The sequence below is a fragment of the endosymbiont of Galathealinum brachiosum genome, from assembly GCA_003349885.1.
Lineage (GTDB): Bacteria > Pseudomonadota > Gammaproteobacteria > SZUA-229 > SZUA-229 > SZUA-229.
The window spans coordinates 65,336-92,191 of record QFXC01000002.1; the positions used below are offsets into that span (position 1 = coordinate 65,336).

The window sequence follows — 26,856 nt, forward strand, 5'->3', positions numbered from 1 at the left end:
TTGGATTTTTCATCATTTAGTATTGTCTTTTTTAATAACTTCGAAAAATGGATTAGCACGTATAACTTGTCCATCCACACCAAGCGTCTTATACAAACACTCATGACATTCCAAAGATTTAATCGAATCAACAACATCTGAATTAACAGCCGTCAACCCTATACCTTCAAGCTCTTTTATCGTTACATTTGGTACTTTATGTACAAACCAGGTTAGAAGTGGCTCCAAATAATTCTCATGCGAAGTCTTAAAATGAGATAAGTACTGTGAAGCAAGCAATACTCCAACCCCAAACTCTCTACCCTGCAACAAAATCTTTTTCAAAACATCAAATTCATATTGCATGATGTTATCAGCTTCATCAACAAGCAACATAGTATCAACAAATCTCAATTTAGGATCTTCACCAATAAATGGCTTTTTCTCAATTCTAAGCATATGCTCATAAAACAAGTTCAAAAATATAACAACGAGCATATTCTTTGTTCTATCATCTTGCCCTATTTCTGATAAATCGATGACTACTACACCTGTAAGAAACTCTGAAAATGGAATAACATCCTTACTATCTGATACAAAGTAACCACCATCTACTAGATCATCCATAATATTGTATGGTGTATCTGGTGACTTAATTGCTTCTTTATAACAATCAAAAACGTCATTAATTGTTGGTGCTATTTTTCCATTAGCATTTGTTATTTCGTACGACTCTTTAACTGCAGCCTTTATGCGTGAACGCTGAACAGGCCCTATACCTGGATAAATTTTATCTAATACATCTATGAAGAATTTTGTTCTCTCAAGCCATGCCCTGCCTTTTTGAGAGCTATCTCGAATATCAAACAAATTTAACGGTATATCAAAAGGTGAAACTACTTTTGCACCTGTTGCTTTAACAAAGTCATCTTTTGAATAGTCTCGCTTGTAGTCAAATATTAATATATTTGGCCTTTTACCCCTATTCATATCAGGTTTAGCACCCATTTGTTGAACAAGCGCTTGGATTAACTGTGTTTTGCCTGTTCCTAAATCACCTACAATACCGACATTAAGCTGATTTAACGCTGTATTACCAGGAAAAAAGAACAATTCTTCATTAGTAAACTTATTTACTGTTTCACCAACACTAAATTTAATACCTTCTGGTGATGGATCACTAGTAATTATTTCATCTTTATCTGTTTCTTTTGCCTTTTCAACTTCTGCTTCTACTTTGGCTACAGAATCATCTACTAAGATTTCTTTTTCCGTGGGTTCACCCGTTTCTACTTCGGGCAATACTGTTGTCTCTACTTTTGTTTCTACATCAGGTGATATTTCTGGATTTGTTTTTGGTTCAGTCTTTGGCTTTATATCTAATGTATCTTTCGAGTCTAGCTCAGGTAATAGCTGCCAATTACCCATCTTAGAGTTTATAGATTTAGAAAAAGCACTATCACATCTAGCTAACACTGAAAAAGCTTCAGCATGTGTTAGATGCATGGTTTCATTAAAACCATCTTTATCTATATCTTGTAGCGATTCATTCTCTGAGCTATCTATGACAATAAGCCTTCCTCGTGTATCTATATCTATATCCAATTCATTATTTGCAATTGATTTTAATATAGATGAATGCTGCTGCGCCCATTCTTTCTGATTCATGAACTGTTCGAGCTGACCGTATACTCTAAAACCATAATCTAGCATGGTTGCTAGAAGATTACGCCATGCGATACCCCACAAATCAAATTCTTTTGCTTTTGTTTGTATATCATGAAGAAATTCTGAAAAATGACTAGCCTGACACAAAGCTGCCTCTCGCTCATTAGGTGACATGGTGCCACCTCTTGCTTTAACTTCTACAGGCGTTATACGCATTTGAATTGGCTCACCTGAAACAAACTGCATACTCAAAACTAAAAGATCTGGACGCTCACCATATTTAAAGCCTATAGCTGTGCGTAAATCATCGAAGTGTTTCTGGAATGGATCAGCAGAGATAATCAGGTTTAATGTATCATCATCCTTAACTGGTAATAACCCTGTTGCTGTAGCACCCCGCTCAAAGTCAGATTGAAAAATACGAAGCGCAGTTAACATTCCAATTTCTCCAAGTGACATTGAGCCACCTGCAGTTAAACGCTTTAGTGTTGGCATACCCCTACGTGATATTTCTTCTAATATTTCAGAAATTCTTTCATCAGTTAATTCACTATTCTCACCTAATAATATAAGAGCTGATCTAACAGCTTGCAGCATTCCAGGTGATTCTTTTGCCAGTAGGTAATAACCACTATTCTCACCTGCACGACGCGCATATGATGGTAACTCATAATCCCAAAGATAAGCCTTTTCTGTGGAACCAAAAAAACAGGCTGCATCAACATCTGTTGATGACAATGCTGTATAACGTGAACCGCCAACAACATCTGCTAACTTAGCCATATCAGGTGCAAAAACATAACTGTCAAAATCTTCTTTACATTGACGCTCCACTTCATCAACACAACTTAATAATTTGCCTGTTATTGAATCATGTTCTACATTCGAAGGTATTTCACCTATTCTCGACTCTGCAATAAAAGCAGCATTTTGATTAGGCAATTGTTTACGTATACGCCATCTTGTAAGAGCACTTGCATCAACAGCTGAACGAATACCTTGTACTGCAAAATCTTTACTCATCGTACTCAGATGAGCAATTATAGAAAGATCATTTTGTTGATCATCTTTAACTCCTGCACCTGTAAACCAACGTACGGCTGCATCTGTACGCGATGTTAGTGATGCTAGTACAGCTTGCTCTGGATGTAGAGAAGCATCCCTTTTATCATTAACGATGACTGACTTAAGGCCTGCATCTTGCCATACATCTTCTTCTGCACCCAGATTGGCAGAACACCAAGTATCTAAGCCTTCATTACAACTGCCTGTACCACCTGTATCACTTGATACACCAATGCGTAGCGTTGATTTTGCTGATACAAGGCGTGATACCTCATCTAGTGACCGTACAACTTGCTGTGCACTAAAACCACTAGCAAGCCCATCAACACTAATACCTAATTCATCACCAAATATACTATCGCCACCAATGGCATCATGTGCATCGCTAGAATCTACTGATAGCATTACTCCCCAATAATCTGAAGAACTCGCCATGGCAGCAAATGATTTACGAGTAATATTTCCAGTCGCTGTTCTACATGGTAAGACTAAACAGTCTGGAAATGAGGCAGGACTCATTACACTTGCTGCAGGACACCTTGCATGATTATCAAGTGCAACTTGTAAAACCTCTTGTGCGCAGCATTGCCAAGCTAGTTTAATTGGATGATAGGGTGATAGTAATATTGCATAAGGAAAAGATTCTAACGCTTTTGAATTAGCCTGACTCGCATGAACACTAATTACATCACACCATGCGGCATTATCGTAATCTGATTTAAGCCAACTTAAATATGTGTTTAATAAATCCTGAACTAATACAACGAATTCTTCATCTCGCATATTCTCATAGAGTTTTAACGTACTTGCTGTTGGCGTAGCTTCTTCTTGAGGCGTACCTAAATATGCAAACACTTTTGCTCTAGCAAGTAGGAAATCTGTTGGTGCATTGAACTCATCAGTAGTAGGCCGAGGGTCAACTAACATGGCTAAGCCCGAAAACTTAGGCGAATCTTCCCAGTTTGGTTTACTCCAGTTTTTGAGATAATCCGGCCCCATTACCAGAGGCCTATACGAATTACCACTTTCCAGAGCCCATGCTTCTAACTCCATTACTCGACAAGTTAAAGGATCAACTCGCGGGCTTGAATGAGTCCCTGAAGCAGATGACCGGTGAATCACCACTAATCTATCGAATTCGCTTGTTGCACCTGTCTGCTTGCTTTCATCAGCCGTAATATAAATTCTATAGGGTATTTCTTCTGCTAAACCAGGCGAATATGCATTTAATTCGTAATGACACTCTTCATCTGTTTCTATCAAACATGAATAATGATTACTATTAATTTCCGTTATGGTGCATTCAATAGCTTCTGTATGCTCTGCATCAACCTCATAACCATAGATAATTTTTTCTAATCTAGATTTTTTTGAAACATATAAATCAAGTAGATGCCCACCCATTCCAGGAAGATGTAAATCACATTCATATCTGTTAATTTTTTTATTATTTGAATCTCTCGCTTTTTTATTCACCTTAAAAGGTGACGCTTTATTAGAACCTGCACTTAGTGCAATTATACCTGGACCATAAAAATCTAATACAACCACCTTAATAATTACTGGCAAGTGCCCATCAGCACTTATTTTATATCTAACGAATCGATCATGATCAGGGATATTATCATGCGAGAAAATAAATTCACTATTAGGCTTTATAGTTTCACGATGGATTTCTGTTAAAGCTTTGTTACCATCGGAGCATTCAATTATGATTTCAATTGATTCAATTTCATCTTTGTTTGATATTTCTAATTCAACACAATCAACAACTATAGGTATTAAACCTTTAGGTACAGCAACAAGTGGGTTATATAACTTAACGGTTAGAATGTCATTTATAGGTTTAATTTCTGAACCAGAATCTAACAACTGAGTCCATGCTTCAATATCTAATTTAAACCACCATTCAGGTATTTCTTTAGCTTCTATATTAATTGGAGAATAAACTTGCAATGGATTTTTAGTGAAATCATGCGCTTCTATAACGCCTTGCTTCTCAATATGCTCTCGCATTTCTCTTACATGAGGTAACAAATCATCATTTGCATTTTTCTCTAATTCCTCAAAACCAGATCTCAAACCAGAAGATTTAAAAAGATCAGAAATACGTCCAATAATTTTAAGGTGATTTTTACTTCCCAGCTCTAATTTAGTACAATTTGGTAAACCTAGCGTTGCAGATATAATTTCATGTACTGCATATTGCTGAATAGATACACCTAACAACTTTTCCAAAAGCCGCCAAGCAGTTCTCTTATCCTTAAATCTTTCATCCACACACCATGCTTCATACAATGCATGGTTCATAGCCTCGTTAAAGCTATCTTCTACATCATTATAATTCAGCGATATTTTATACTGCTCTATTAGGTATTTTATTACTGAAGATTCTAACCATAAGTCGAAATGTGAAATTTCACTTGAGATACCCAACGGTTTTACTGCGGTGCTTAATGAGGCATTTGTAGATGCACCAACCTCTTGAAGTGCAAGCCACACAGGGTAATTGTAATTTCTAATTGTAACTAAGTAGTTAGGCGTACAACGTGCAGCCATAGAGCTTTCATATGGGTCTTGTGCATCTGGATCAACCAGGTAAACAGGTACATCTCTGTTACCTTGAGCTGTTTCCAACACTAAACAATTATTTTCGCCTGTCAGAAACGAAAATATTTCTGTTATTTTATCTTTAGGTGGCGCTGAAAAAATAACCCTTAGAGAATCTTCAGGCGATGAATTAATAGCCGATGAAAGTTCATTTTTTATATAATTAGCTAAATGGGTAACTATATTTGACATTATTCAACAGCCTCTTCTACCATAAGTTCAAATGGATTTATCAAAACCATACCGCCTTCGGCATCTGGACTATCTAGAACTAACCCAAGATTTCTAAGTGTTTGTCCCAACTTAGAATCTGTTACTTCCTGTGCATCAATTTCTATCCCGTACTCACTTAAGTGTTGGCATAAATTATCAATTGTACGTGGGCCTTTTGCATTATGTGTACATGCATGCACTAAGGCCAGTACCGATACGGGCCCTAGTGAAACAATCCAACGTGCAGATTTTGAAGCGCCTTTCTTAGCTAAAAAATAACCTTGATCATAACTATCTAAACCTGCTTCAGCAGTTTGTCTCTGCCCTAATACATGTTGTAGGAACTCCTTAACATTTGAAGAAATTCCTTTTTTACCTGCCACTATTCGTGGATCAGATTCGATAACGTCTTGATAGTTTTTACGAAAAGCATCAATATCGAACTTTGCTATTGTCTCTTTATCACTTAACCAGTTAACAAGCTTAGTTATACTATCTATATTGGACAAACAATCAGCATCTAATTTAGTGCCAAATGTTTCTTCTAATTGGTGCAATAACAAATTGATACCAACACGTGCTTTAACAAAACCCGTAGCAGCCTCTGTAATTGTTCCCGATGAGTATTGACCATATCGCCAAAACCCTTGAGCTGAACCCAAAGTATTTGATATTTCTTCACTAGTAGGTATTGCTTTACCATCCAATGCATTTCTCATTAACTTAAAACATTCTGCGTTTACTCTACAAACCCACAGTATGTGCGAAGCTGAACCTAACCTTAATACAGCTTCAAGCATACTGACCCACTGCCTACGTGTTAAATATTTTTTAAGTGATAACACTTGTAAAAAATCTTTTGTAAAACGTCCCGCAGGTATTGAAGTACTAGACCGGTGCCATGCTTTAACCGCTTCATCTCGTTCAAGCTTGCGCGGCTTAGCCCACGCGCCTTGCGTATCTTTACTTCGCCAAGATTCAAATTCCTGTTGAAGAAAACGCGCCCAAATATCATCATTATCATCAACTGATAACGAATGAAATAATTGATCCACATTCTTTTCAACATCAGCCTCTACAGGCTCTCCAAATTGTAAAATCCTCGCTATAAGCGCACCTGGATTCCATGAATTTGCTGATAATCTAGCTGACAATGAATAAAGTGCTGCATCTGGTACAACTGGGCTTATTTGTAAAAACCGCTTAGCTGTTTGATTGGGTTGTTTAGGGCTTCGAAGCGTACCTGTTACAATACGTTTCCAGGTATCAGGATCAATACTAGTTTCAGGCACACCTCTACCCCTTGTGCCCTTATCTAACTTCTTTTGAAATTCACGACCTGACGCGGGTACTTTACCTTCTGAGATTATATCTTTTGAAAAACCTATGTATCTATAGGTTGAGGCCAAGAGAACTTCACCAGATGCGTACTCAGGTGCTGGACGCATATGTAAAAAACTTGTTTCATAAGCACTATGAGTACTACTCTTTGCCCAGGGTGATTTAATAAACTCTTCAAGACTCATAGTTATGCACCCTCCCTACTTAAAACAAATTGCCCATTAACGTACTCGATTACATCTGTAGATGAGCCAAGCCTTATCTCTGGATCTTCTAATAATATTTTTTTATCTCTCACGACCCTTCCTGAAACTAATGATTTAACCCTATCTAATAATGAGTATATTTCACTAGGCAAGGAAGCTTCATGAAGCCCTTCATTTACTTCATTTAATGCCCTAAACAAATCAAACGTGAGAGCAACATAATGTTTTTCAACTAATAGATAAGGAAGATAATCTTTTGGCCTACCAAATGAACTATCTGAAGTGGCAATACTGACTGTAATCGGAAATTGAATCAATAAAACAACATCTTTAGATCGATGCGCAACAGGTTGACCAAATGTAGTTGCCAAACCCGCCCTGAATTTATTATTTGAATCATGCAATAAATTTCGAAGGCCTTTTCGTACATCATTTAACACGTCAGGGTTTCGAGTAGCATCCAAATACTTTCTGAACGTATCAATATTTTTACATACACCTCGTTTAGTCCCTAGACTACGCTTAGTAAGCCTTGATGAAAATTGTCGAAGTGTTGATTGAAGTAATCGTGCCTGTTTTGTTCTATTTCGCGGAAATTTATCTTCTACAAGTGATTCATCTGCTTTAAGCAGCTGCTTTAATACATCTAACTCAAGTGTTTCAAGTTGGCTTCCAACCAATTCAATTCCATTTTTTATTGATAGACTAAACATATCTTCTATATCACTGACAGTTGTATCAACATTACTGCGTGTAAATAGAATTTCATCTCCTGTTACAAGAGCTGGATCTAATTCAGGCCCTACATAGTTTCGCACCCTAACAGGTACATCACCTGAAGATAATGCGGTTAACTCTTTTGCTTTAGCTGTAAACCTAAAGAGACCCATCGCAGCAGCTAACCCTTCATCATTGTCTCTATTTTTTAACAGGACTTTTTTAGCTTCACGATGTTCACCACGTATAAAATCAGGCCACTTTGGGAAAAGACGATGATGATATAGCCGTGACATTAATAAATAAGGTGCTCTATCTCGCTCAACACTACCTGACCTACCTTCTGTTGATAACCTATATTGCTCTGCTGCCCACTCACATGGTGAAAGGCGTTTACCCTTAATTTCTAACTCTGAATGATCCCCAACGAGAAGGTATGGTACTAATGAGAATAGATCACGAAATGTCCATCGCTTGCCCGAAGTAAGTTCATAGTAATGAAGAATATCAACAAGTGAATCTAACGCTTTACCTTGAGAAAGAAGTTTGCGATTCTGACAAAATGGGCATCTAGTATTTAATGCACATGGTTTTTTCCACTTTTCGTCATCAAGTGCCACCTCAAATATTTGGTGAGCAACCGACCACTTCCCTTCATTTATGTTTTTATCAACTAAAGATTCAACATCCATTGGCCATAATGCGATATCTGAATAGCCTTCTAATGGCCAACAACTTGGCGATTTAGGTCTACTCGTTACACCTTTAGTAATCACCGTTAATAACGCTGAAACATCAGAATGCACGCCTTTCTCATGTGCAATTTCAGCAGTACGCGCTAAAATCCCTCTATTTACACAGCATAGATAAATACCAGTATGATCAGGGTTGAGAAGTGTATCTAACTCATTCAGTAATAGCTCTTCTGGAGTTTCATTTTTAGATGAATCCCCTTCAGTTGCATCCTGTACGAGTGAAATAGTAGTTTGTAAATGGCTGGGTAAAGAATTTGATACGGATGATAAATCAACAACAGCTTTGCGCGGTGGCAGCTCACCATCACTAACATCATATTTAGAAGCAAATGTTTCTAATAGCTTTCCATTTGCTTTCATAGCTGTATCAAAGAATTCAATACAACCTTCTACAGCATCTGTTTTACCATTACCTGGGCCACCAACCAAAAGAAGCACACGCGGTACATCTTCTCCAGCAACCAAACTACTAACCCAGTCATGTAAACGTGTAACAAGTGGAGTTTCAATTTGATCGCCTGTCGGTCGACCGGAGTCTAAAACGAATGGCCTACGTACTCCGCCATCTCGGTGCCCTGCCCATCTGGCTAAGCCTTCTGGATATAATCTTTCTTCAGTTGATAATTCATCATTTATTTCAGATATTGTCATTTAGCATATCCCAAAAACACTAAAACTACTTATTGCATAATTAATTGTTAATTTTGTATATATGGGAAATGCAGATAAAAGAGAATGATTAACTTTAACGCTATTAAAAATTAAATGATTAACACCGGTAACAAAAAGAAAAATGTTATCGATTTATAATATTAATCTTTAATAGCCAAGCCCAAAAGTAAATATTCCAATTACTGTATCCATACTTTACCCTTGAGACATCTTCACAAGCATTTATCAAACCGTCAAGGGTTAAAGGCACACTAAAAGTTAATATTTACTGATGTTTTTTTAAAAAACACTATAAAACCTGTTTTAAATCAAAAAAGATTACAAGAATACCGTTTTAATTTACTTCAATTACTAAGTATTCAGAGCTATTTATGCTTTAGAATTATTTATAATACTGATGAAGTGATCACCAATTGCACGTGCAAGCCGTACAGGTACAGCATTACCTATCTGTGTATATTTAGGTAATTCACGTTCATGAATACCTTCACGTGGGTTGCCTGCTCGTCTAACTCCACCTGTAGTTCTTTTACCTTTAAATTGGTACCAATCTGGAAAAGTTTGTAATCTAGCCCATTCTCTTACTGTTAATGAACGTGGCTGCTCGTAATGAACATAATCATCAGGCAATGATGTTGCTGTTATAGTCGGCACTCCATTTTTCCATATTCTAGGCAAAACTCTCTGAGCAAACTTTTTAGTTGTCATTTCTTTTGGTAGTTTCTTTTTATTACCGTTAATTTCAATTTCAATCATGTGAGTGAATTTATCAACAATGGCATCTGAGTGTTTACTATAATCATGCTCTTTAAGCTCATCCCCTGTTAAATAACCAGATGAAGACTTCATTTTACGCATTTCTTTTTGAATAACCGTTTCAGGTGGCTTAGGGTACTTAAGTGTCGCCTTATTCTTAGGCTCGTATTTGTTATCAAGCAAATCGCCAAGTAAATCTTCTATATCAGGTGGAGAGTTTTCAATTTTATCCGGAAGAAATCCAGCTTGAATTGCACTTTCCGTGTGTATTTTTATATTTGCTTCTGGTTTGTCTATTTTAGATAATTTAGACACTTTTATCTTTTTTCTACGAATACCCACCATTAGCACTCGTGGGCGATTCTGTGGAACACCATAATCATATGCACGAATAAGATCCCATTTTATATCGTAACCTTCTATATTTTTGAATGCATTCTTAACATCTTTCCAGATTTCACCCTTTGCACCTTTTTTTGTCCATCGAGAAGTGAGAATTCCTCTAACATTTTCAAATAAAAACATTTTAGGTTGAAGATCTTCAATGACTTGAATCATGTCTTGATACAGGTGATTAGACGGTATATTTTTCTTATGAACCGAATGAGAACGACGATGACCTATTCCTGAATAACCTTGACAAGGCGGCCCCCCGACCACCAAATCAATTTCATTTATACCAAAATCTTTTTTTAATAATTTGATTGCATCTAAGTGCTTATTAGATGCAATGACGTCTTTAATACTATGCTCAGAAAACGCTTCATCTTTTAAGTTTGGATACCCTTTTTTAGCTTTACGATTAACCAGATAACTTTCCATTGCATCTGCATTGAGCTCACTAACAAAGATTGGCTCAAAGCCTGCTTGCTCTAACCCTAAAGACAGGCCACCACAGCCAGCAAACAAATCAACAAAGACGGGTTTTTTACTCATTATTAGTTTCAAACCTAAAGTTTATGTATATCAGAAATGGTTGCATATTAGTGCTTATTTTGTCCAGGCATTTTTCATTAAACTCAACATTGCATCACAATGTCAAATTGATATGTAAATACTTATTGGTACCAGCCCAAGATCTTGGGCTGGTTAAAAATATGGCGGACCGGACGGGATTTGAACCCGCGACCTCCGGCGTGACAGGCCGGCATTCTAACCAGCTGAACTACCGGTCCGTAATTTGGTGGGTGATGAGGGAGTCGAACCCCCGACATTCGCCTTGTAAGGGCGACGCTCTACCAGCTGAGCTAATCACCCAAATAGAGGGCGCAGATCTTACACCAAAATAAAACCAATCTCTAGTTGAATATGCATCGGTTCTATTACAAATAGCTAAAAGATTAGACTTAAAAAAACGCTAACCTCCACCCTGCAGCACCAGCTAGAAGCATAGTGATACGACGAGATTAGAAATCTAAGACCTCAGTATCCCCTATAGGGACATTCTGAATGACGGGAATTAGAGGGTTAAAGCCTCTGGGTATCAACTAGAGACATGCTGGTACGAGGAAACCTTGATAATAGCTTATTAACTCACACTTTTAGAATTATCATATAAACCTGATACCCATCAGCACTGATTTCAAATAAATTGGTGCCAGAGCACAATTGCTTCTAATATTAGAGAGGTAATACAGGGTTAAGACTTGCCTTTTTCTTGCCGACATCATCTATCGAGTTCCGTATATTTCTTTGCACTACCCTTAGCTTTATCCACGGGATATCGCTGCTCATTAACTTCAATTTTATTATTTGCAGCTGCGATTAAATCAATATCAAGCTTATCGGCCAGGCGTATGAGGTAAATTAAGGTATCCGCCAGCTCTGTTTCAACTTCAGCAAGATTTTCTTTGGGTAGGTTTTGGCTTTGTTCTTCAGTTAACCACTGAAAGTGTTCTGTGATTTCTGCTACTTCGGCACTGAGAGCCATGGTTAGATTTTTGGGTGAGTGAAACTGGTCCCAGTCACGAGCTTGTGCAAATTCGCGCAGGCGAAGCTTTAGGTCATTTATGTTACTGGAACTCATACACATCAATACCCCAATAATTGACTGGGGCACATCCCTTTTACATATTATTTTTATAATCATCCATACTCAGGAGCCTCCTGCTCCCTTACTGTGATAAATATTAACACAGTAAAAAAGCTTTTAAAGGCTTAAATTGATTTAAGTGCTTGATATCACACAACATTAGTTGAGTTAATACGGACGCGTTACGGACATAGAAGCAAGATCCTTCCACTACGCTTCGCTTCGGTCAGGATGACAGGATGAAGCCACTAGATACCAGCTAAAAGCATGCTGGTACGATGGGATAAGGAACTTGAGGTCACTGGATCCCCTATAGGTGCGTTAGGAGGTGACGGGAAGTTGGTATTAGCTTAATTGTTCACACTTTTAGCATTATCAGATTAATCTGATACCTTACATAAATATTATCATTTATTATGACAGACATAATTTTAACTGGCATACATGCCTTATATTTACATTTTATTCTTAAAAGGGAGCACAAAATGAGCTGGAATTTTATTCACGTGGTACGCAGAACATTCCAAAGTGATGATAACTGGGGCGAGATGTTTATTCAAAACACACAGGGGCAATGGGAAAAGCTATGTTTTACATACGAGCTACCCTGGGATACGTTTAGTTCGGGTCCACATACTGGTAAATCTAAAAACAACCATAGTCGAGTAAAAATTGGTGACTATAATGTAAAACCAAGAGCTGACGGGCCGAAAGGCTGGCGATTAGAACTACAAAACACAGGGCACCGCTCTAATATTCAAATACACCGCGCACATAAATCTATGTTTATACAAGGCTGCATGTTACCTGTATCATTTAATAACCTTTCAACAAATGCTTTAAATAAAGGCGATCCATTAATACAAATTCAATCGACTACATTAATGACTAAAATAAAAAATCGCTATGATTTACTTAAAACAGGCAAAACGGGCGATGCTACTCTGACAATTTCAGCAACATTACCCGCAAAGGTAAACATACCCGGAGCAAATAAATATGCTTAAACAGCTAATTATACTCATTAGCCTGATCAGCCTGGGCACGTCATGCACTGCTAGTGAAAAAGTGTCTTCTATGACAGTTAAAGATGTGGGAAGCCTGCATTTTATTGCATCAACTTTTAAGACTGATGAGCATAAGTTAAAATTCTGCGGCGACTACCTCTGTGTTATTGATGGCCATCTTTTCTTTGGTTCAGATGGGAAAAAACCAGCCATTATTACAAAACGCTTTTACTTTAAGATTAATGGACATGACATTGATTTAAATATCACAGGTATGTTTGAACCCGGAGTAACGTCTGAAAACATATCACAACGTATTAGTGTTGAGCACTACTGGGGTGATTTTTATAAAGTAGCCGGTCGTTTTTCAGATGGCGCAGGTAGCTACATAGCACAATGGATTGTAAGTAAAGATGGTTCTATTCGTACACACTTAAGTGATATGGAGACTGCGCTTGATATACAGGGCATGATTAATCGATAGACTACTGAACATATGGGCTCTGACCCGAATGGCACTATGTTATACAAAAATCCTCATATCTGGATACACTAAATCCTGTTTCTCAGCTATAGCTTAGTAAACAGGCAACCACAAAGCCATGATAAAATTAACACTATTTTTACCTTTACTTGCATTTTTTTCAGCGTGTTCAAATGCATCAGACAATATAACGCCTGAGTTTAATAGTGTTTACTTTACCGGGCTTGAGTCAACTAAAGTTGAAAACTATAAAGAAGCCATACTTGACTACGATTTAACATCACCCGATGAGAAAAACCTGCATTTCACTAATTGCACACAGGTAGACGCTTTAAAAGAAACTGATGTAGCAATGCATGAGTTTCATCTATATACCATGCTTAAAGCTAACTGTAAGGCGCTGAAATTATATACCAAAGCAAAAGCCTCAACGACTACATACCTCAGTGAGTTATTAGTTAAGAAGAATATTGGTAATTTACCTGCAACTGCCTACCCTTTTGTAAATACTTATGACAAATCAACCAGAGCAAATAAAACATTATCGAGTCATCAGAAAAAACTAGAATATAAAACAATGGATGATGGCTCTATTGATGTAACAACAGAGACGGATACATTGTTATACCAGATACTTTCTACTGGTGATTTCAATAACGACTCTATTCAAGATGCCATTATCAGAATTGACTGGCATGTACTAAATGCATTTGGTAAGGGCTCAAAACTAGTTATGATTAGCCGGCTTTCTAAGGATGATGAGTTTACTGAAGTAGACTTTTAACTCATTAACATAATATTGAGGACACTGCTTTCAACAACCTGTTAATTTAAAAATTAATTGGTGCCAGAGCACAATACTGCCTAATACTAGAAGCAATTGTGCTCTGACACCTATTAATGTTTCTTAATCAAAAACAGCTATCATCTGGTGATCCTATTGAAAAACAACTCATTCCTTAAAAAAATATTTATATTTCTGGCGCTCATCGCTGTCAGTGGATGCGCTAATTCAGATATTCCTTCATTACAGACTGATAAATCAATTTCAAATATTGATAAAAGCATACGACAGGGAAAAATTGTTATTGTTTACCAAATAAAAAACACTGACAAAACAAGTGAACAATACGCAGACTGGTCTGCTTATCTGAATGATTTCACTGATAATAAAGCGAATATTTATGTAGTACACAATACAAGTAAAGCATTCAATAAAAAACTATCATCGCTCAACATAAACATTGATGGAAATTACAGTGTTTTTATAAAACAGGGAAAAGCCACTTATTATTATGATAGCGTTATTCTTGAGCCAATGATTTATATAGCAATAGATAACGCATTTTCAGGTAAACAGCTATCACCTACGGATAAAGCTTTCTTACCCGAAGCAATCAAACTAAAGTATTGAAAATAAAATTAATTGGTGCCAGAGCACAATACTCTCTAATATTAGAAAAAATTGTGCTCTGGCACTCTTTATACTCTTTATATTTCTTAATAAAACTGTCATATCTTAAGCCTACAATACCCGCAATTTATTAAACCAGAGAAAAGCAATCATGAAACTTAAAAACCAGATTACAGGCATTTCAAATATCATCGTAGGTCTAGCTTTAGCATTTGGCCTGGCTGCGTGTAACGAGGTAAAAGATGCCGCCGCTACAGCGTCCTCAGCTGAAACTGTTAATGAAATTTATGAAGTCCATGAAGATGGACGTATCTACGTATTTTACGATAGAAAGTTATATAAAGAATTTTTAAGTGTTGGTGAAACTGCTTACCGCCTAACCCGTATAGGCACCGGCCCAAATGGTGAGACTATGGTATATGGCCTGGCCAAAAAAGATAAAAAGAAAGGCACAAACACACCCGCTGTTAAACTCTATGAAAATAAAATAATGCCTGCTGATAACTTTTATGCTGAAACCCTGCGCCACGGACGTATTTATGCATTCAATAACTTTTCAGACATGAAAACAGTGCGCCAATTTGGCCACCCTAACTTTTTCTACACAGAAATTGGTTCAGGCCCTAAAGGCGAAACAGTGGTTTATGTGCTGAACAAAAAAACTAAAAAGAAAAAACCAACTGCTTTAATTGAGACCTTTAAGAAGCATAATTCTTAATTAACTAATTATCTCAATATATGAAGCCCGGTTATTTCTTAATCGGGCTTTTTCGTAACTACTGAAGAAGCTCGTGTTATCGGCATAAAGCAGTTATGCACAGACTGTAGTGCGGCCTTATGCAATGAGGATAAATCAATGTAATTTAAAACTAATTGATACCTGATAACAATACTCTTTAATATTAGAACCCATTATGCTCTTGCACTATTAATTTTTGCTTTTAAACACATTAATTATTCATCAACATGATTTTTTTTATCGACACGTAACCGATTACGGTATCGCTCCCTGGCCAGTTCCTGCATATCTTCCACCTGGTCGCTCTCATCAACAATTTCACGGCCTAGCAATGTTTCAATGGCATCTTCGAGTGTCACTATACCTGCTGTTTGTCCAAACTCATCTTCAACAAGGCACATATGTACTTTTTGTTTAATAAAATAATCCAGTAATTTATGTACCGGTAATTTTTCGGAAACACGCAGTATGGGTTTGACATGTTGCTTAATTAAACCCGCACCATGACCAGCACGCTCTGCTTCGTACAAGTCAAAATCATTGACATGGCCAATAATGTCATCAATATCGTCACGATAAATCGGCATACGGGTAAAATGCCGGGTCTTTTCCTGGTCAAGCGCATCGGTAACTGTCATTGATTCATTTAACATATGCACCACACTGCGTGGTGTTAACACCTGCTCTGTACGAATTTCTCGTAAGTTAAGAATATTGGATAAATATTCTGTTTCCTGTGAACCCAGCGTACCACCTTTATAACCTAATGTAGCCAGCGCCAGTATTTCTTCTCGGCTAATTTCATTCTCTTTGTCACGGGTAAATAACCGAGTTAAACGTGTCGCCAGCCACACCAGTGGATACACCAGCCTAACTAACCATAGAATAATAAAGGCACTGGGCACAGATAGTTTACGCCAATAGGTTGCACCCAGTGTTTTAGGAATAATTTCTGAAAAATATAAAATAACCAGGGTTAATAAAATGGCAATTAATGTTTCCCATCGCTCACCATAAATACGCACCGCCTGTGAGCCTACACCAACCGCACCAATGGTGTGGGCAAAGGTATTTAAAATCAGAATGCTCGATAATGAAACATCAAGCTGATTTTTAACTCTGGCTAATAACTCACCAGAATGGGAATGGCTGGACTTGAGATTCTCCACATAACTAGGAGTAATGGATAGCAGAACAGCCTCGAGTATAGAGCACAGAAAAGAAATGCCGATGGCTATAAACAGGTAAACAAACAATAATGTCATGAATAATCTCGTTTAATTACTATATAAAGATAGTACAAATCATAGCAACATATTTTTAACCAGTTAAGATCTGGCATCATAGTTACCAATAATCGTGGCCTGGAGTACACCATTGCGCTCTTACCCCAATATCAGTAAATTAAGCTTTTTTATGTAGGTGCTCCTTTAGGTGCACAAAAAAAGTCACTATGAAATCATGTAGTTAATATGCACCAGTACTGTGCAGGGAAAACACCACCAGAGCATTAATGGAAGCTGGTTGCACAGGCAGCACCTACAAAGTAAATAGCCTTAACTTACTGGCACTGGCTCTTACCCAATTAATTAGTGCCAGAGCAAGACTCATTCGCTGCGGCCAGGATAAAGTCGCTAGCTAGAAGCATACTGGTACGACGGGAGTGAAGGCTTTAAAGTCATTATAACCCTATAGAGGCTTATGCGGTGACGAGCGTTGGATAAAATTAAAATACATGTGACTTTGTCTGTTAATAACTAATGTTTTATAATCAATCACTTAAAACACTCTATAAAAGAATTATTCATAAATTATGCAAGCAATCACTCTACTCACACTTGTTATTCTTGCCGGTTTTTTATTTAAAAAAGAAAAATCACCCTATGCTCGATTAATCATTGGCTCTGTATTTGGTATCGCATTTTTCTCAGTGTGGCCTTTTGTTGTTTATTATATCGATATTAACAACCCGTCTGAAACAGCTCTTAGCGTTTCATATGCTTTCATTTTGGTATTATCGCTTTTACTTAGCTTTCTTCTGGTTAAAATAAGAACATATAAACTAACTGTAGCAATAATCTCACTATCCTGTTTTTTAATCATAATAATTGCTAGTCAATCTTATGAAAATACCATAAAAAATAAAATTGCAATACATACTGGTTATTACAGCAAAACTAACCCTATAAAGCACAATTTTAATCATTCAGAATCGAAGAATAAAAGATTTCAATATATTTACAAAGACTATAGTATTTCTTTAGATAACAACTGGAGCAAACAAACTGATAAGGGCCCTATGTTTGATTATTTCCAGTTTAAAGCTAACGGTGAGTATGCAGCAGAACTTAGACCTAAATGTACAAATAAAAATAGACCCGCACTACCTGTAATTATTAAAAGTATTAATAATTATATTCAAATAAAGAATATGAAGGCTGATACCGTTTGTTATCAAAAAGATGAAACGGTTTATGCCTGCGTAATTAAAAGCATTGATAGCGACAATCAGATTAAACGCATTAGATGGATAAACTTAGATACATTATCAAACACAGGCACTGAGCTAGATTTTATACTTAACAATAATCAAGTTTATTTACTAACTGAAATTGAACGGGTTATTAATTCAGTTACCATCAAAGCAGGTAACCAGGATATGAATTGTTTAGCGCTTACTGAATGGTTATAAACCGATAAATTTAATCACCAGTTTTTGATATATGTTTTTTCATAGCTTCACACTTCCAGCTATATTTTAATATTTCATCCGCAGTATCTTTATAAATATCATAACGTTCCTCTGGCACAGCGTACACAATGACCTCCCATGCTTGTCTCGCTGCACTACTCTCTTTAAGTTCCTTATTCACATAACCAGTTATAAAGTTTGCTCCCTGCTGTTTTGTCATTTTTTTCTGAGTTATGACATTATCAAGCTGTTCAAAATAACTACAAATTTTATCAAAATCATTCTGTCCAGCATATACAGGCAGAGTTGCAAATAGAGAAATCAATAATATTAAATAACGCATTATTTTTTAGCCGTCATTCTGAATTTACCTCCGCCCATTGGCTGTAATGGCCAAACGGGGCGATATATCTTAACAAAACTCTGAGGTTTAAAGTTAGGCACTAATAAATTTTTACCGGCCGTTATATAAACCCATAAGCCATTTTTGTGCTGCCAGGCAGTACCTCCCATACTTGCGATTTTCATAGCATTAATGGCTGGAGCCGAGAAACTGAAGGCATCAGTCGGTTTTATACTCATTCTTACTTCTGGTTTTTCACTGCTACGCACCTGTTTAAGGCGATGCTCTACATTATCATCAACTACAGCCTTAACCAGGCCTGTTATAATTGATGCTGGCCCTGCTGCACCACCCAGTAAACCTGTTCCAAACAGACTTACGTCAATTTTATCTGGTGTCTTTCCATTTACAGAATAGTTGGCTGCCCAAACGGCAGGTGTTAATAATTTACCTGCCATTTTCCGTCCGATTTTTTCTAAACCTACTACAGCTAATGGCTGATTAATGCTTGATACAAGATTTTGATTTCGTTCGATTTTATCTGCTATGTTACTCATATAAATCCCTTTTTATTTTAAAATAATTTAGCACAATACATGACTTTTAATTAACATCATTTTTATGAATTGTATTATGCTTCATTGACTTTAATTGTATACAAAACCAAATAAAGACTAACAGCACGGTCAAATAATAGTCCACAAAAACATTATATAATGCTTTTGTGGATGTCAAATTATAAAAACATACCAATTTGCTCACACTTTTAGCATTATCAGATTAATCTGATATCTAGTTAGGAAGTTGCCTGTTATGCGCTTACTTAAATTTATATATTAACGATACAAACCACATTATCTATCTGATTCGTACGCCAGGCACATGCAACACATTACCGACTTTGAGTTACTGAATGAATTGGAAGCCAACAGTGTTTTATTTATTCTGTTTGGCGGTGCGCAACACAATGTATTTACCCTGCTTGTAGTGAAAGCTTATATCGATGGTATGAATATCGCTGAAGAAGTTCGTGCTTTTAGTTTAAAGCAGTTAGCACAGGCTATGGAACAGCCCTGTACGATGCGGAAAGAATCATGTGATTTAAAACTATTAATACCCGTCAAAAATCACACTACAATTAGAAACCATTGTACTGTTACCCTGACACCCCCGTCTGGCCTTAATATTGGCCCATTCACACCGCCCTTTTACCCTGATATGCATAAAAAGTGACAAAAAGACTCAATTAGGGTATTATGCCTCCAGCTTTGAAGTAGTTCTTAGTATTTATGCAACACCTTTTCGATGTCACATTATAGTTTCTCGTCCTGTTATTCATAATTAGTATCAACACATTCAGCTAAACAGCTTCAATTTGAAGCACAATTTATATATTACTACTTAAATAGGATACAACTATGTCTACTACAACTGGCACCGTAAAATGGTTTAACGAATCTAAAGGTTTTGGCTTTATCGAACAGGAAAATGGCGCAGACGTTTTTGCTCATTTCAGTGCAATTACTGGTTCAGGTTTCAAAACATTAACTGAAGGCCAAAAAGTGGAATTCACTGTTACTGACGGTCAGAAAGGCCCACAGGCAGAGAACATCGTAGCACTTTAATTACGATTAAATAATGGCCTGTTTTTATTAAGCAGGTCAGGTTTACATTTATTTTAAATGTAAATAAAGGGGGTAAGGCCATATGGTCTTACCCTTTTTTATTGCCTGCAACAATTAATTCGAACCAGAGGCATTGCCAGCTAGAAGCATGCTGATACGACGGTATAAAATGATTAGATCATTTAATACCCTAAAACTGTATAAAGGGATGAAAGAGTGACAGCCAAATGAGACATAAGCGATAAAGTAACTCCACACCTCAACCCTGTCAGTTTGAGAATGACATTTTTCACCCACCCTGCTTCACTATTTTCTTATTTACCCCTTTATTGATTTACTTTCTTGTTCTGTGGGGTTTTTCTTCTATTATAAATAACATAGATAGAGTGTTTTAATCACTGGCTATTTAAAGGCTTTTCAAATGATTACGCAGCGTTACTTTTTTAAGTCGAATCAATTACAGAGTTTGCTGGACTGTTTACAGGATGAAGGTTATCTCTGCATTGGCCCACAGGTTCGTGATGGGGCAATTGTGTTTGGCCCTGTATCATCTGTTGAGCAGTTTCCCCGGGGTATTCATGATGTACAGGCACCGGGACGTTATTCGCTAGAGAGCACGGCTTCCTCAAAATATTTCAACTGGGCTAATGGCCCTCAGGCTATTAAACCTTTGTTGTTTGCTCCTGAAGAAAAACTCTGGGAGAGTTCGCAGTCTGTTGACGGCAATATTTCATTTAAAACCACTAAACCCGATATTAAACCCATGGCTATTATTGGTGCCAGGGCCTGTGATATTGCTGCAATGAAAATTCAGGATATGCATTTTCTACAACAGCAGTCTGTTGACCCCTGTTACAAAACCCGACGTGAAAATTTACTGGTAATTGCGGTGAATTGCGGTCATCCGGCTGATACCTGTTTTTGTCACTCTACTGGCGACGGGCCATTTGTGGATGATGACGCTGAAGATGATTGTTTTGATATAGCATTAACAGAATTAGAGAATGGTTTTTTAATTGATGCAAACACTAAAGCCGGAAAAAAGATTCTTACTGGGCTTAACCTGCAGGATTGCACAGATGAGTTACTTGCCGAAGCTAAATCAATTAAAGCCCATGCCTCAAAACAACAAAGACAGCTACCGGCTTTTGATATTAAGTCACATTTATCTGATGATTTAAAAAATGATGTGTGGCATAACATTGCAGCAAAATGCCTTAGCTGTGGTAACTGCACATCGGTTTGCCCTACCTGTTTTTGTTACAGTGAAAATGAAACACCCACGCTTGATGGCACTTCATCTGTTCATAGTCGTGAATGGGATTCCTGTTTTAGTCAGGGGCATAGTTACATTCATGGTATTACTATTCGAAGCGAAACCAGTCAGCGTTATCGACAGTGGTTAAGCCACAAGTTCTCATACTGGCATGAGCAGTATGGTCGTTCTGGTTGTGTAGGTTGTGGGCGTTGCATTACCTGGTGCCCCGTGGGTATAGACGTAACTGAATCAGTTGCAGAGTTTAAGGAGAGACGCCGTGACTGATTTAAATATTAAAACCCGTGCTGAGCTAAACGTTAACCCACATCAGCCCCATGAAGCGATTATTCTTGAACGTATTCAGGAAGCCCCGGATTTATTTACCCTGCGCTTAAAATTTACCAATTCAAACATTCAGGAATCCTACGCGTTTGAACCCGGCCAGTTCAATATGCTGTATTTATATGGTGTGGGTGAAATTGCTATTTCAATTGTTTCTGATCCGGATGATTGTCATATTATCGACCATACCATTCGTGTTGTAGGGCGAGTTACCCGTGGAATGGCTAACCTTAAAACAGGTGATCGAATTGGTTTACGTGGCCCCTATGGTCGTGGCTGGCCAATGCAGAAAGCTAAAAAGAAAGACGTGGTTATTGTTACCGGTGGTTTGGGTTGTGCACCGGTGGTTTCGGTTATTAACTATATTGAGCAACGCCGTGAACAATATGGTCATTTAAATATTGTGCAGGGTGTTAAACACAGCGCCGATTTTATCTGGAAAAATCGTTATGATAAATGGCGCGAAATGCCTGACACAAATGTGCTGCTGGCCGCGGATGTGGGTGAAGTTTTATGGCCGTGGCATGTTGGACCGGTTACCTCACTTTTTGATCAGATGATATTTAACCCGGACAATGTAATAGTTATGATGTGCGGGCCAGAAGGCATGATGCACGTGGTTTGTGATCACATGCTGGATAATAACGTGACGGCTTCACAACTGTTTTTATCTATGGAAAGAAATATGCAATGCGCTTTGGGGCATTGCGGACATTGCCAGTATGGCAGCAAATTTATATGTAAAGACGGGCCGGTTTTTAGTTTTGATAAAATAAGTGATTTGTTTGGTATTAAGGGTTTTTAAAGCCGAGTATATAAGGCAGGTTTTGCTATGAGTAAACAGGAAACGACTAAACCTTCTGTTGCAGTGCATAAGTTCAGTTCCTGCGATGGCTGTCAGCTTGCTCTCATTAATATGGGGGAACCTCTACTGGTTTTGACTCAACTGGTTGATATAAAACATTTTGCTGAAGCCGGTCCGCTTGATGAAAATGCAATAGTGGATATCGCTATTATTGAAGGCAGCGTTTCTACTTCGAAAGACCTTGCACGTTTACAGAAAATTCGTGATAACAGCACTTACATTATGACCATTGGTGCCTGTGCAACATCCGGTGGTTTGCAGGCATTACGCAATATGGCAAATACCAAAGAGTGGATTGCAGATATTTATGCAAATCCATCTGTTATTGATAGTCTGGATAACAGCACACCTATTAAAGAGCACGTAAAAGTTGATCTGGAATTATGGGGCTGCCCTGTAAATGAGCAACAGATTCTCAGCGCCATTCGTGCATTGTTATTTGGTGTATTACCCAAAGAAGAAAACGACAAGGTTTGCATGGAGTGTAAACGCCAGCAATCGGTTTGTGTGATGGTGACAAAAAATGAAGCCTGCATGGGCCCGGTTACCCGCACCGGCTGTGGAGCTTTGTGCCCAAGTGTTGGCAGAGACTGTTACGGTTGTTACGGCCCTTCAGAAAACCCCAATACAAACGCACTGGCAAACCGACTATTGGGTTTTGGACTAGTTAAAGAAGAAGTTGCACGACGCTTTTTATTTATTAATAGTGCTGCGAAGCAATTTCAACAACAGGGAATTCGGCTGAAAAACTAAGGTACCTTAAATCATGACAAAGGAAACCATAAAAATAAATGTACCGGTGCTGGCGCGAGTTGAAGGCGAAGGCGCGCTTGATCTGACCATTGAAAATAAACAGATCACCCAGCTTCAATTGCGTATTTATGAACCCCCACGTTATTTTGAGAAATTTCTTGAAGGCCGTAATTATTATGATGTGCCGGATACGGTTGCACGCATATGCGGTATTTGCCCGGTGGCATATCAGATGAGTGCGGTGCAGGCGATTGAATCTGTTTTCGGGGTAAAAATTACACCCTGGATTCGTGATATGCGCCGGTTATTTTATTGCGGTGAATGGTTACAGAGCCATAGTTTACATATTCACTTATTAGCTGCACCGGATTATCTTGGTTTTAATAGCGTGATTGAAATGTCTGCTAAATATTCTGCTGAAGTAAGACGCGGTTTAAAATTACAGGCCCTGGGCAATGACCTGGTCTCTCTGTTCGGTGCAAGATCTGTGCACCCCGTTGGCACTAAACTCGGTGGTTTTAGCAAGGCTCCTGAGCAGCAGGCTGTAAACGAATTACTGCAACGTGTAAGTGATGCTAAACAGGACGCCATTGATTTAATTAACTGGGTAGACACTCTGGATTTACCCGAAGATAATCAGGACTTTGTTTCAGTTGCACTGCATCACAACAATGAATACCCCTACAACGAAGGCCGCTTAATTAGCGATAACGGGCTTGATATTCCGATAAGTGAATTTGAAAAACATTTTAAAGAAAAACACGTAGAGCATAGTACAGCTCTGCATTGTTTATTAGATGGTAAACCCTATTTAGTTGGACCACTGGCACGAATAAATTTAAATAAAGCGCAGTTACCCAATGAAGTAAAACAGATAATGCAGGGGCTGAAAGCCCAATTCCCTTCTAAAAACATGTTTCACAGTGTTATCGCTCGTGCCATTGAAATTTATTTTTCTATATTAGAAGCAGAAAAACTGTTAACTAATTATAAAACAACAGATCAACCCTGCATGGAAGTTAAGCCCGCAGCAGGCACGGGTTATGGTTGCAGCGAAGCCCCCCGAGGAATATTATGGCACTGTTTTGATATGGATAAAAATGGCTGTGTTAAAAAAGCGATTATCATTCCCCCCACCAGCCAGAACCAACCTCGTATAGAACAGGATATAAAAAATTCATTAATGAATTTTGGCCTGCACAAGCCTAAAAAACAATTACAGTTACACGCTGAAAAAGTTATTCGTAATTACGACCCCTGCATTTCCTGTGCAACTCATTTCCTGAATTTAAATCTAATACGTGATGGTTTATCTGAAAGTATAAAAAAACAAACCCGCACTGAACTGAGTTTTGAGAATGTAAATTTATCAGAAACTATTATTTTAGGTATAGGCTCGCCTAATCAGGATGATGATGCCGGCTGGTTAGCCATAGATACATTAGAGAAAAACAAAACTATTCAGAAACTAAAAGAAAATGGGTTGAGTTTAAGCAAACTCGATAGACCAGGTTTGCTACTGGCTAAATGCATTAAAAGTTACAAACATGTAGTAATTATAGATGCCACAAAACCAGACAGCTCAAAACAGGCCTTTTTCTGGATTGATGTTACAAAGGTAAACTCAGTTGAAAACAGCTTTTCAAGCCATAACTTCGGTGTAATCGAATCACTGGCAATAATAAAAGCACTTAAGTCATTACCAGGCGAAATAAAACTGTTAGCCATTACATCAATTAGTGACGAAGACCTAATTGATAATGTATTAACGTGTTTAACAGAAAATAACATTGGATATTAAAGAATAAGGCCGTAATTTATAATATTTAGGCATTTATGGCTGAATCAGCAAGTTAAGATTCTTTGCAAGGCGAATAAAACACTGTGAATCCGCTTCGCTTAACCCGCCTACGATATACCCTGATCTAACGCTATTTCTTCCAATTTCGATGATTTTATCCCCCATTCGAGTTATAGAGCTCGGTAAAATGCTACCTCCTATCGGATAGCCCTTTTAGAATTGACCTATGTCATCTATATTTAGTTAACAAAAGCAGCCCACGATTTCTATAATCGTTCTATTCAGGTTGCTTTCATAATAAATGATCAATGATTTGTAAATTAAGATTAAGACTTACTTAAAAATAAAGTCTTTGCGTAGCTTAAGGAAAATATTGATGAAAATTATGAAAATTCAAACTGTTAGTTTCTTTATTAAATGTCTATCCATATTATTAGTATCCGTTTCTACAAGTTTTGCTACTAATTATGATATTAAGGTTTTTGAGTTTCAGCAAAAACTCGCCAACGGTGGGGATGCACAGGCTCAATATAGACTGGCGGGCATGTATGAGACAGGGCGTGGTGTAGCTAAAGATAATTCACTTGCTATGACGTGGTATAAAAAATCATCATCAAACAACAATCCCGCTGCCAATAGATACCTTAAATACATTGATATTAAGAAAACCGGCTTTAAAGCCTCAGATAAAGCATGGTTAAAGACTGTTTATACTGACGCTAAAAATGGCGATGAAAGCGCTTTATTAATTCTTGGCAAGTTACATGAAAATGGCACAGGCGTGAAAAGAAGCCTGAAAAAATCTAAACGTTATTTTAAATTAGCTTTTAACCGGGGTGATTCAGATGCTGAAGCTCATGTTAACAGGGTTGAACGTAAAATATTCGCTAAGAAAGAAAAACAAAAAAAGAAAACACAGTTAGTAGAACTTAATAAAGAAGAAGAAAAAGAAATAAAACAGGCTAAAGACAAAAAACAACCCCAGAAAAAGGCCGCAAAAACTAAGGCACCAAAAAGTACTCCTAACAAGCAACTTGCAAACAATAAGTCAGAGCTTAAACGCCTTGAAGCAGAGCGTAATAAAATTGCACGCGAAAGAAAAGAACTTGAGACTATGAAGAAAGACATGGCAGAAGCGAAAGCCGTTAAAGCTAAAACTGCTGATAAAGAACCCGTTAAAAACAAAACAATAGCAAGCAATGAGGCATATGAAACAAGCTCACATGCAAATGATATGTGTAGTGGAAAAGCTGCTCGTTTTATGAGTCGATGCAAGTAAATAGTTAGATATATTTTAGTTGAATCACTGTACTCATCAATACTAAAGAAACTATGGCGTAGCTAGTTTAATCATTAAATTAGTTACGCCGCCCGTCACTCTCCACTCAACTATTTTGCTGTGTATTTAAGCTCAGCTTTAAATTTTTAATCTCCAAACATACTACTAAACGTAATATCTTTAATATTTGTACTGGTAATTAATCTAATAACCGGTGACACTCTAAAAGGTATATCAACT

General features: G+C 37.5%; 20 protein-coding genes, 2 tRNA genes and 1 pseudogene. 13 read left to right on the forward strand and 10 right to left on the reverse strand.

Annotated features, from left to right (window positions below; all coding sequences use genetic code 11):
- Nucleotides 1–12 precede the first annotated feature (12 nt).
- The 7 genes from DIZ80_00390 to DIZ80_00420 all read right to left on the reverse strand — a co-directional run bounded on the left by DIZ80_00390 (nucleotide 13) and on the right by DIZ80_00420 (nucleotide 12,008).
- Nucleotides 13–5,514, reverse strand: coding sequence for a hypothetical protein (locus DIZ80_00390; protein ID RDH85969.1), 5,502 nt, complete (start codon nucleotides 5,512–5,514; stop codon nucleotides 13–15).
- Entirely contained in the window at nucleotides 5,514–7,061 is a 1,548-nt protein-coding gene (locus DIZ80_00395) for a hypothetical protein (GenBank protein RDH85970.1), read from the reverse strand. The genes DIZ80_00390 and DIZ80_00395 overlap by 1 nt, the downstream gene beginning before the upstream one ends.
- A gap of 2 nt (nucleotides 7,062–7,063) precedes the next feature.
- Complete coding sequence (locus tag DIZ80_00400; protein RDH85971.1) at nucleotides 7,064–9,205, reverse strand: hypothetical protein; 2,142 nt, start codon at nucleotides 9,203–9,205, stop codon at nucleotides 7,064–7,066.
- A 390-nt stretch (nucleotides 9,206–9,595) separates the two neighbouring features.
- Nucleotides 9,596–10,918 (reverse strand): DNA (cytosine-5-)-methyltransferase, encoded by a 1,323-nt coding sequence (locus DIZ80_00405; protein ID RDH85972.1) that lies wholly within the window; start codon nucleotides 10,916–10,918, stop codon nucleotides 9,596–9,598.
- 162 nt (nucleotides 10,919–11,080) lie between these two features.
- A tRNA-Asp gene (locus tag DIZ80_00410) sits at nucleotides 11,081–11,157 on the reverse strand.
- Nucleotides 11,158–11,163: 6 nt separating this feature from the next.
- Nucleotides 11,164–11,239: transfer RNA gene (locus DIZ80_00415), tRNA-Val, on the reverse strand.
- 409 nt (nucleotides 11,240–11,648) lie between these two features.
- On the reverse strand, nucleotides 11,649–12,008 hold the full coding sequence (locus tag DIZ80_00420; protein RDH86155.1) for a nucleotide pyrophosphohydrolase: 360 nt from the start codon (nucleotides 12,006–12,008) through the stop codon (nucleotides 11,649–11,651).
- Between the two features lie 491 nt (nucleotides 12,009–12,499).
- Between DIZ80_00420 and DIZ80_00425 the strand changes: the two genes are divergently transcribed.
- The 5 genes from DIZ80_00425 (at nucleotide 12,500) to DIZ80_00445 (ending at nucleotide 15,637) form a co-directional block, all read left to right on the forward strand.
- Complete coding sequence (locus DIZ80_00425) at nucleotides 12,500–13,021, forward strand: hypothetical protein (protein RDH85973.1); 522 nt, start codon at nucleotides 12,500–12,502, stop codon at nucleotides 13,019–13,021.
- Nucleotides 13,014–13,505 carry a hypothetical protein gene (locus DIZ80_00430; GenBank protein RDH85974.1) on the forward strand — a complete coding sequence of 164 codons (492 nt, stop codon included), beginning with the start codon at nucleotides 13,014–13,016 and terminating at the stop codon, nucleotides 13,503–13,505. The genes DIZ80_00425 and DIZ80_00430 overlap by 8 nt, the downstream gene beginning before the upstream one ends.
- A 118-nt stretch (nucleotides 13,506–13,623) precedes the next feature.
- The gene (locus DIZ80_00435; protein ID RDH85975.1) at nucleotides 13,624–14,289 is read left to right on the forward strand and encodes a hypothetical protein; all 666 of its coding nucleotides are present in this window, start codon (nucleotides 13,624–13,626) and stop codon (nucleotides 14,287–14,289) included.
- 156 nt (nucleotides 14,290–14,445) lie between these two features.
- Nucleotides 14,446–14,919 carry a hypothetical protein gene (locus DIZ80_00440; protein RDH85976.1) on the forward strand — a complete coding sequence of 158 codons (474 nt, stop codon included), beginning with the start codon at nucleotides 14,446–14,448 and terminating at the stop codon, nucleotides 14,917–14,919.
- Nucleotides 14,920–15,070: 151 nt separating this feature from the next.
- On the forward strand, nucleotides 15,071–15,637 hold the full coding sequence (locus DIZ80_00445; GenBank protein ID RDH85977.1) for a hypothetical protein: 567 nt from the start codon (nucleotides 15,071–15,073) through the stop codon (nucleotides 15,635–15,637).
- Nucleotides 15,638–15,873: 236 nt separating this feature from the next.
- On the opposite strand, the gene DIZ80_00450 is transcribed toward DIZ80_00445, so the two are convergent.
- Nucleotides 15,874–16,923, reverse strand: a complete 1,050-nt coding sequence (locus tag DIZ80_00450; protein RDH85978.1) for a transporter — start codon at nucleotides 16,921–16,923, stop codon at nucleotides 15,874–15,876.
- Nucleotides 16,924–17,471: 548 nt separating this feature from the next.
- On the opposite strand from DIZ80_00450, the gene DIZ80_00455 reads away from it, so the two are divergent.
- Nucleotides 17,472–18,350: a hypothetical protein gene (locus tag DIZ80_00455; protein RDH85979.1), complete on the forward strand. Its 879-nt coding sequence runs from the start codon at nucleotides 17,472–17,474 to the stop codon at nucleotides 18,348–18,350.
- A 10-nt stretch (nucleotides 18,351–18,360) separates the two neighbouring features.
- Here DIZ80_00455 and DIZ80_00460 read toward each other — a convergent pair whose 3' ends face one another.
- Together DIZ80_00460 and DIZ80_00465 are read right to left on the reverse strand one after the other, a co-directional pair.
- Nucleotides 18,361–18,693 carry a hypothetical protein gene (locus DIZ80_00460; protein RDH85980.1) on the reverse strand — a complete coding sequence of 111 codons (333 nt, stop codon included), beginning with the start codon at nucleotides 18,691–18,693 and terminating at the stop codon, nucleotides 18,361–18,363.
- On the reverse strand, nucleotides 18,693–19,250 hold the full coding sequence (locus DIZ80_00465) for a hypothetical protein (protein ID RDH85981.1): 558 nt from the start codon (nucleotides 19,248–19,250) through the stop codon (nucleotides 18,693–18,695). Before DIZ80_00465 ends, DIZ80_00460 begins: the two co-directional genes overlap by 1 nt.
- A 325-nt stretch (nucleotides 19,251–19,575) precedes the next feature.
- Here DIZ80_00465 and DIZ80_00470 point away from each other — a divergent pair, with 325 nt between their 5' ends.
- From DIZ80_00470 to DIZ80_00500, 7 genes and pseudogenes are all read left to right on the forward strand, one after another.
- Nucleotides 19,576–19,926, forward strand: coding sequence for a hypothetical protein (locus DIZ80_00470; GenBank protein ID RDH85982.1), 351 nt, complete (start codon nucleotides 19,576–19,578; stop codon nucleotides 19,924–19,926).
- Between the two features lie 185 nt (nucleotides 19,927–20,111).
- On the forward strand, nucleotides 20,112–20,318 hold the full coding sequence (locus DIZ80_00475; protein RDH85983.1) for a cold-shock protein: 207 nt from the start codon (nucleotides 20,112–20,114) through the stop codon (nucleotides 20,316–20,318).
- A 421-nt stretch (nucleotides 20,319–20,739) separates the two neighbouring features.
- A complete protein-coding gene (locus DIZ80_00480) occupies nucleotides 20,740–21,861 on the forward strand; it encodes a sulfite reductase subunit A (GenBank protein RDH85984.1) in 1,122 nt (373 codons plus the stop codon).
- A gap of 7 nt (nucleotides 21,862–21,868) precedes the next feature.
- Nucleotides 21,869–22,723 carry a Ni/Fe hydrogenase subunit gamma gene (locus DIZ80_00485; protein RDH86156.1) on the forward strand — a complete coding sequence of 285 codons (855 nt, stop codon included), beginning with the start codon at nucleotides 21,869–21,871 and terminating at the stop codon, nucleotides 22,721–22,723.
- Between the two features lie 27 nt (nucleotides 22,724–22,750).
- Nucleotides 22,751–23,536 carry a sulfhydrogenase subunit delta gene (locus DIZ80_00490; protein ID RDH85985.1) on the forward strand — a complete coding sequence of 262 codons (786 nt, stop codon included), beginning with the start codon at nucleotides 22,751–22,753 and terminating at the stop codon, nucleotides 23,534–23,536.
- Between the two features lie 13 nt (nucleotides 23,537–23,549).
- A pseudogene (locus tag DIZ80_00495) lies at nucleotides 23,550–24,839 on the forward strand (Ni/Fe hydrogenase subunit alpha).
- Nucleotides 24,840–25,713: 874 nt separating this feature from the next.
- A complete protein-coding gene (locus DIZ80_00500) occupies nucleotides 25,714–26,616 on the forward strand; it encodes a hypothetical protein (protein ID RDH85986.1) in 903 nt (300 codons plus the stop codon).
- The last annotated feature ends 240 nt before the right edge of the window (nucleotides 26,617–26,856 follow it).

Coding starts and splice junctions, on each gene's coding strand:
- DIZ80_00490 (RDH85985.1), top strand. CDS start 22,751: ATGAGTAAACAGGAAACGACTAAACCTTCTGTTGCAGTGCATAAGTTC.
- DIZ80_00430 (RDH85974.1), top strand. CDS start 13,014: ATGCTTAAACAGCTAATTATACTCATTAGCCTGATCAGCCTGGGCACG.
- DIZ80_00425 (RDH85973.1), top strand. CDS start 12,500: ATGAGCTGGAATTTTATTCACGTGGTACGCAGAACATTCCAAAGTGAT.
- DIZ80_00455 (RDH85979.1), top strand. CDS start 17,472: ATGCAAGCAATCACTCTACTCACACTTGTTATTCTTGCCGGTTTTTTA.
- DIZ80_00470 (RDH85982.1), top strand. CDS start 19,576: ATGCAACACATTACCGACTTTGAGTTACTGAATGAATTGGAAGCCAAC.
- DIZ80_00475 (RDH85983.1), top strand. CDS start 20,112: ATGTCTACTACAACTGGCACCGTAAAATGGTTTAACGAATCTAAAGGT.
- DIZ80_00500 (RDH85986.1), top strand. CDS start 25,714: ATGAAAATTATGAAAATTCAAACTGTTAGTTTCTTTATTAAATGTCTA.
- DIZ80_00405 (RDH85972.1), bottom strand. CDS start 10,918: ATGAGTAAAAAACCCGTCTTTGTTGATTTGTTTGCTGGCTGTGGTGGC.
- DIZ80_00465 (RDH85981.1), bottom strand. CDS start 19,250: ATGAGTAACATAGCAGATAAAATCGAACGAAATCAAAATCTTGTATCA.
- DIZ80_00395 (RDH85970.1), bottom strand. CDS start 7,061: ATGAGTCTTGAAGAGTTTATTAAATCACCCTGGGCAAAGAGTAGTACT.
- DIZ80_00400 (RDH85971.1), bottom strand. CDS start 9,205: ATGACAATATCTGAAATAAATGATGAATTATCAACTGAAGAAAGATTA.
- DIZ80_00460 (RDH85980.1), bottom strand. CDS start 18,693: ATGCGTTATTTAATATTATTGATTTCTCTATTTGCAACTCTGCCTGTA.
- DIZ80_00420 (RDH86155.1), bottom strand. CDS start 12,008: ATGAGTTCCAGTAACATAAATGACCTAAAGCTTCGCCTGCGCGAATTT.
- DIZ80_00445 (RDH85977.1), top strand. CDS start 15,071: ATGAAACTTAAAAACCAGATTACAGGCATTTCAAATATCATCGTAGGT.
- DIZ80_00480 (RDH85984.1), top strand. CDS start 20,740: ATGATTACGCAGCGTTACTTTTTTAAGTCGAATCAATTACAGAGTTTG.
- DIZ80_00390 (RDH85969.1), bottom strand. CDS start 5,514: ATGTCAAATATAGTTACCCATTTAGCTAATTATATAAAAAATGAACTT.
- DIZ80_00450 (RDH85978.1), bottom strand. CDS start 16,923: ATGACATTATTGTTTGTTTACCTGTTTATAGCCATCGGCATTTCTTTT.
- DIZ80_00435 (RDH85975.1), top strand. CDS start 13,624: ATGATAAAATTAACACTATTTTTACCTTTACTTGCATTTTTTTCAGCG.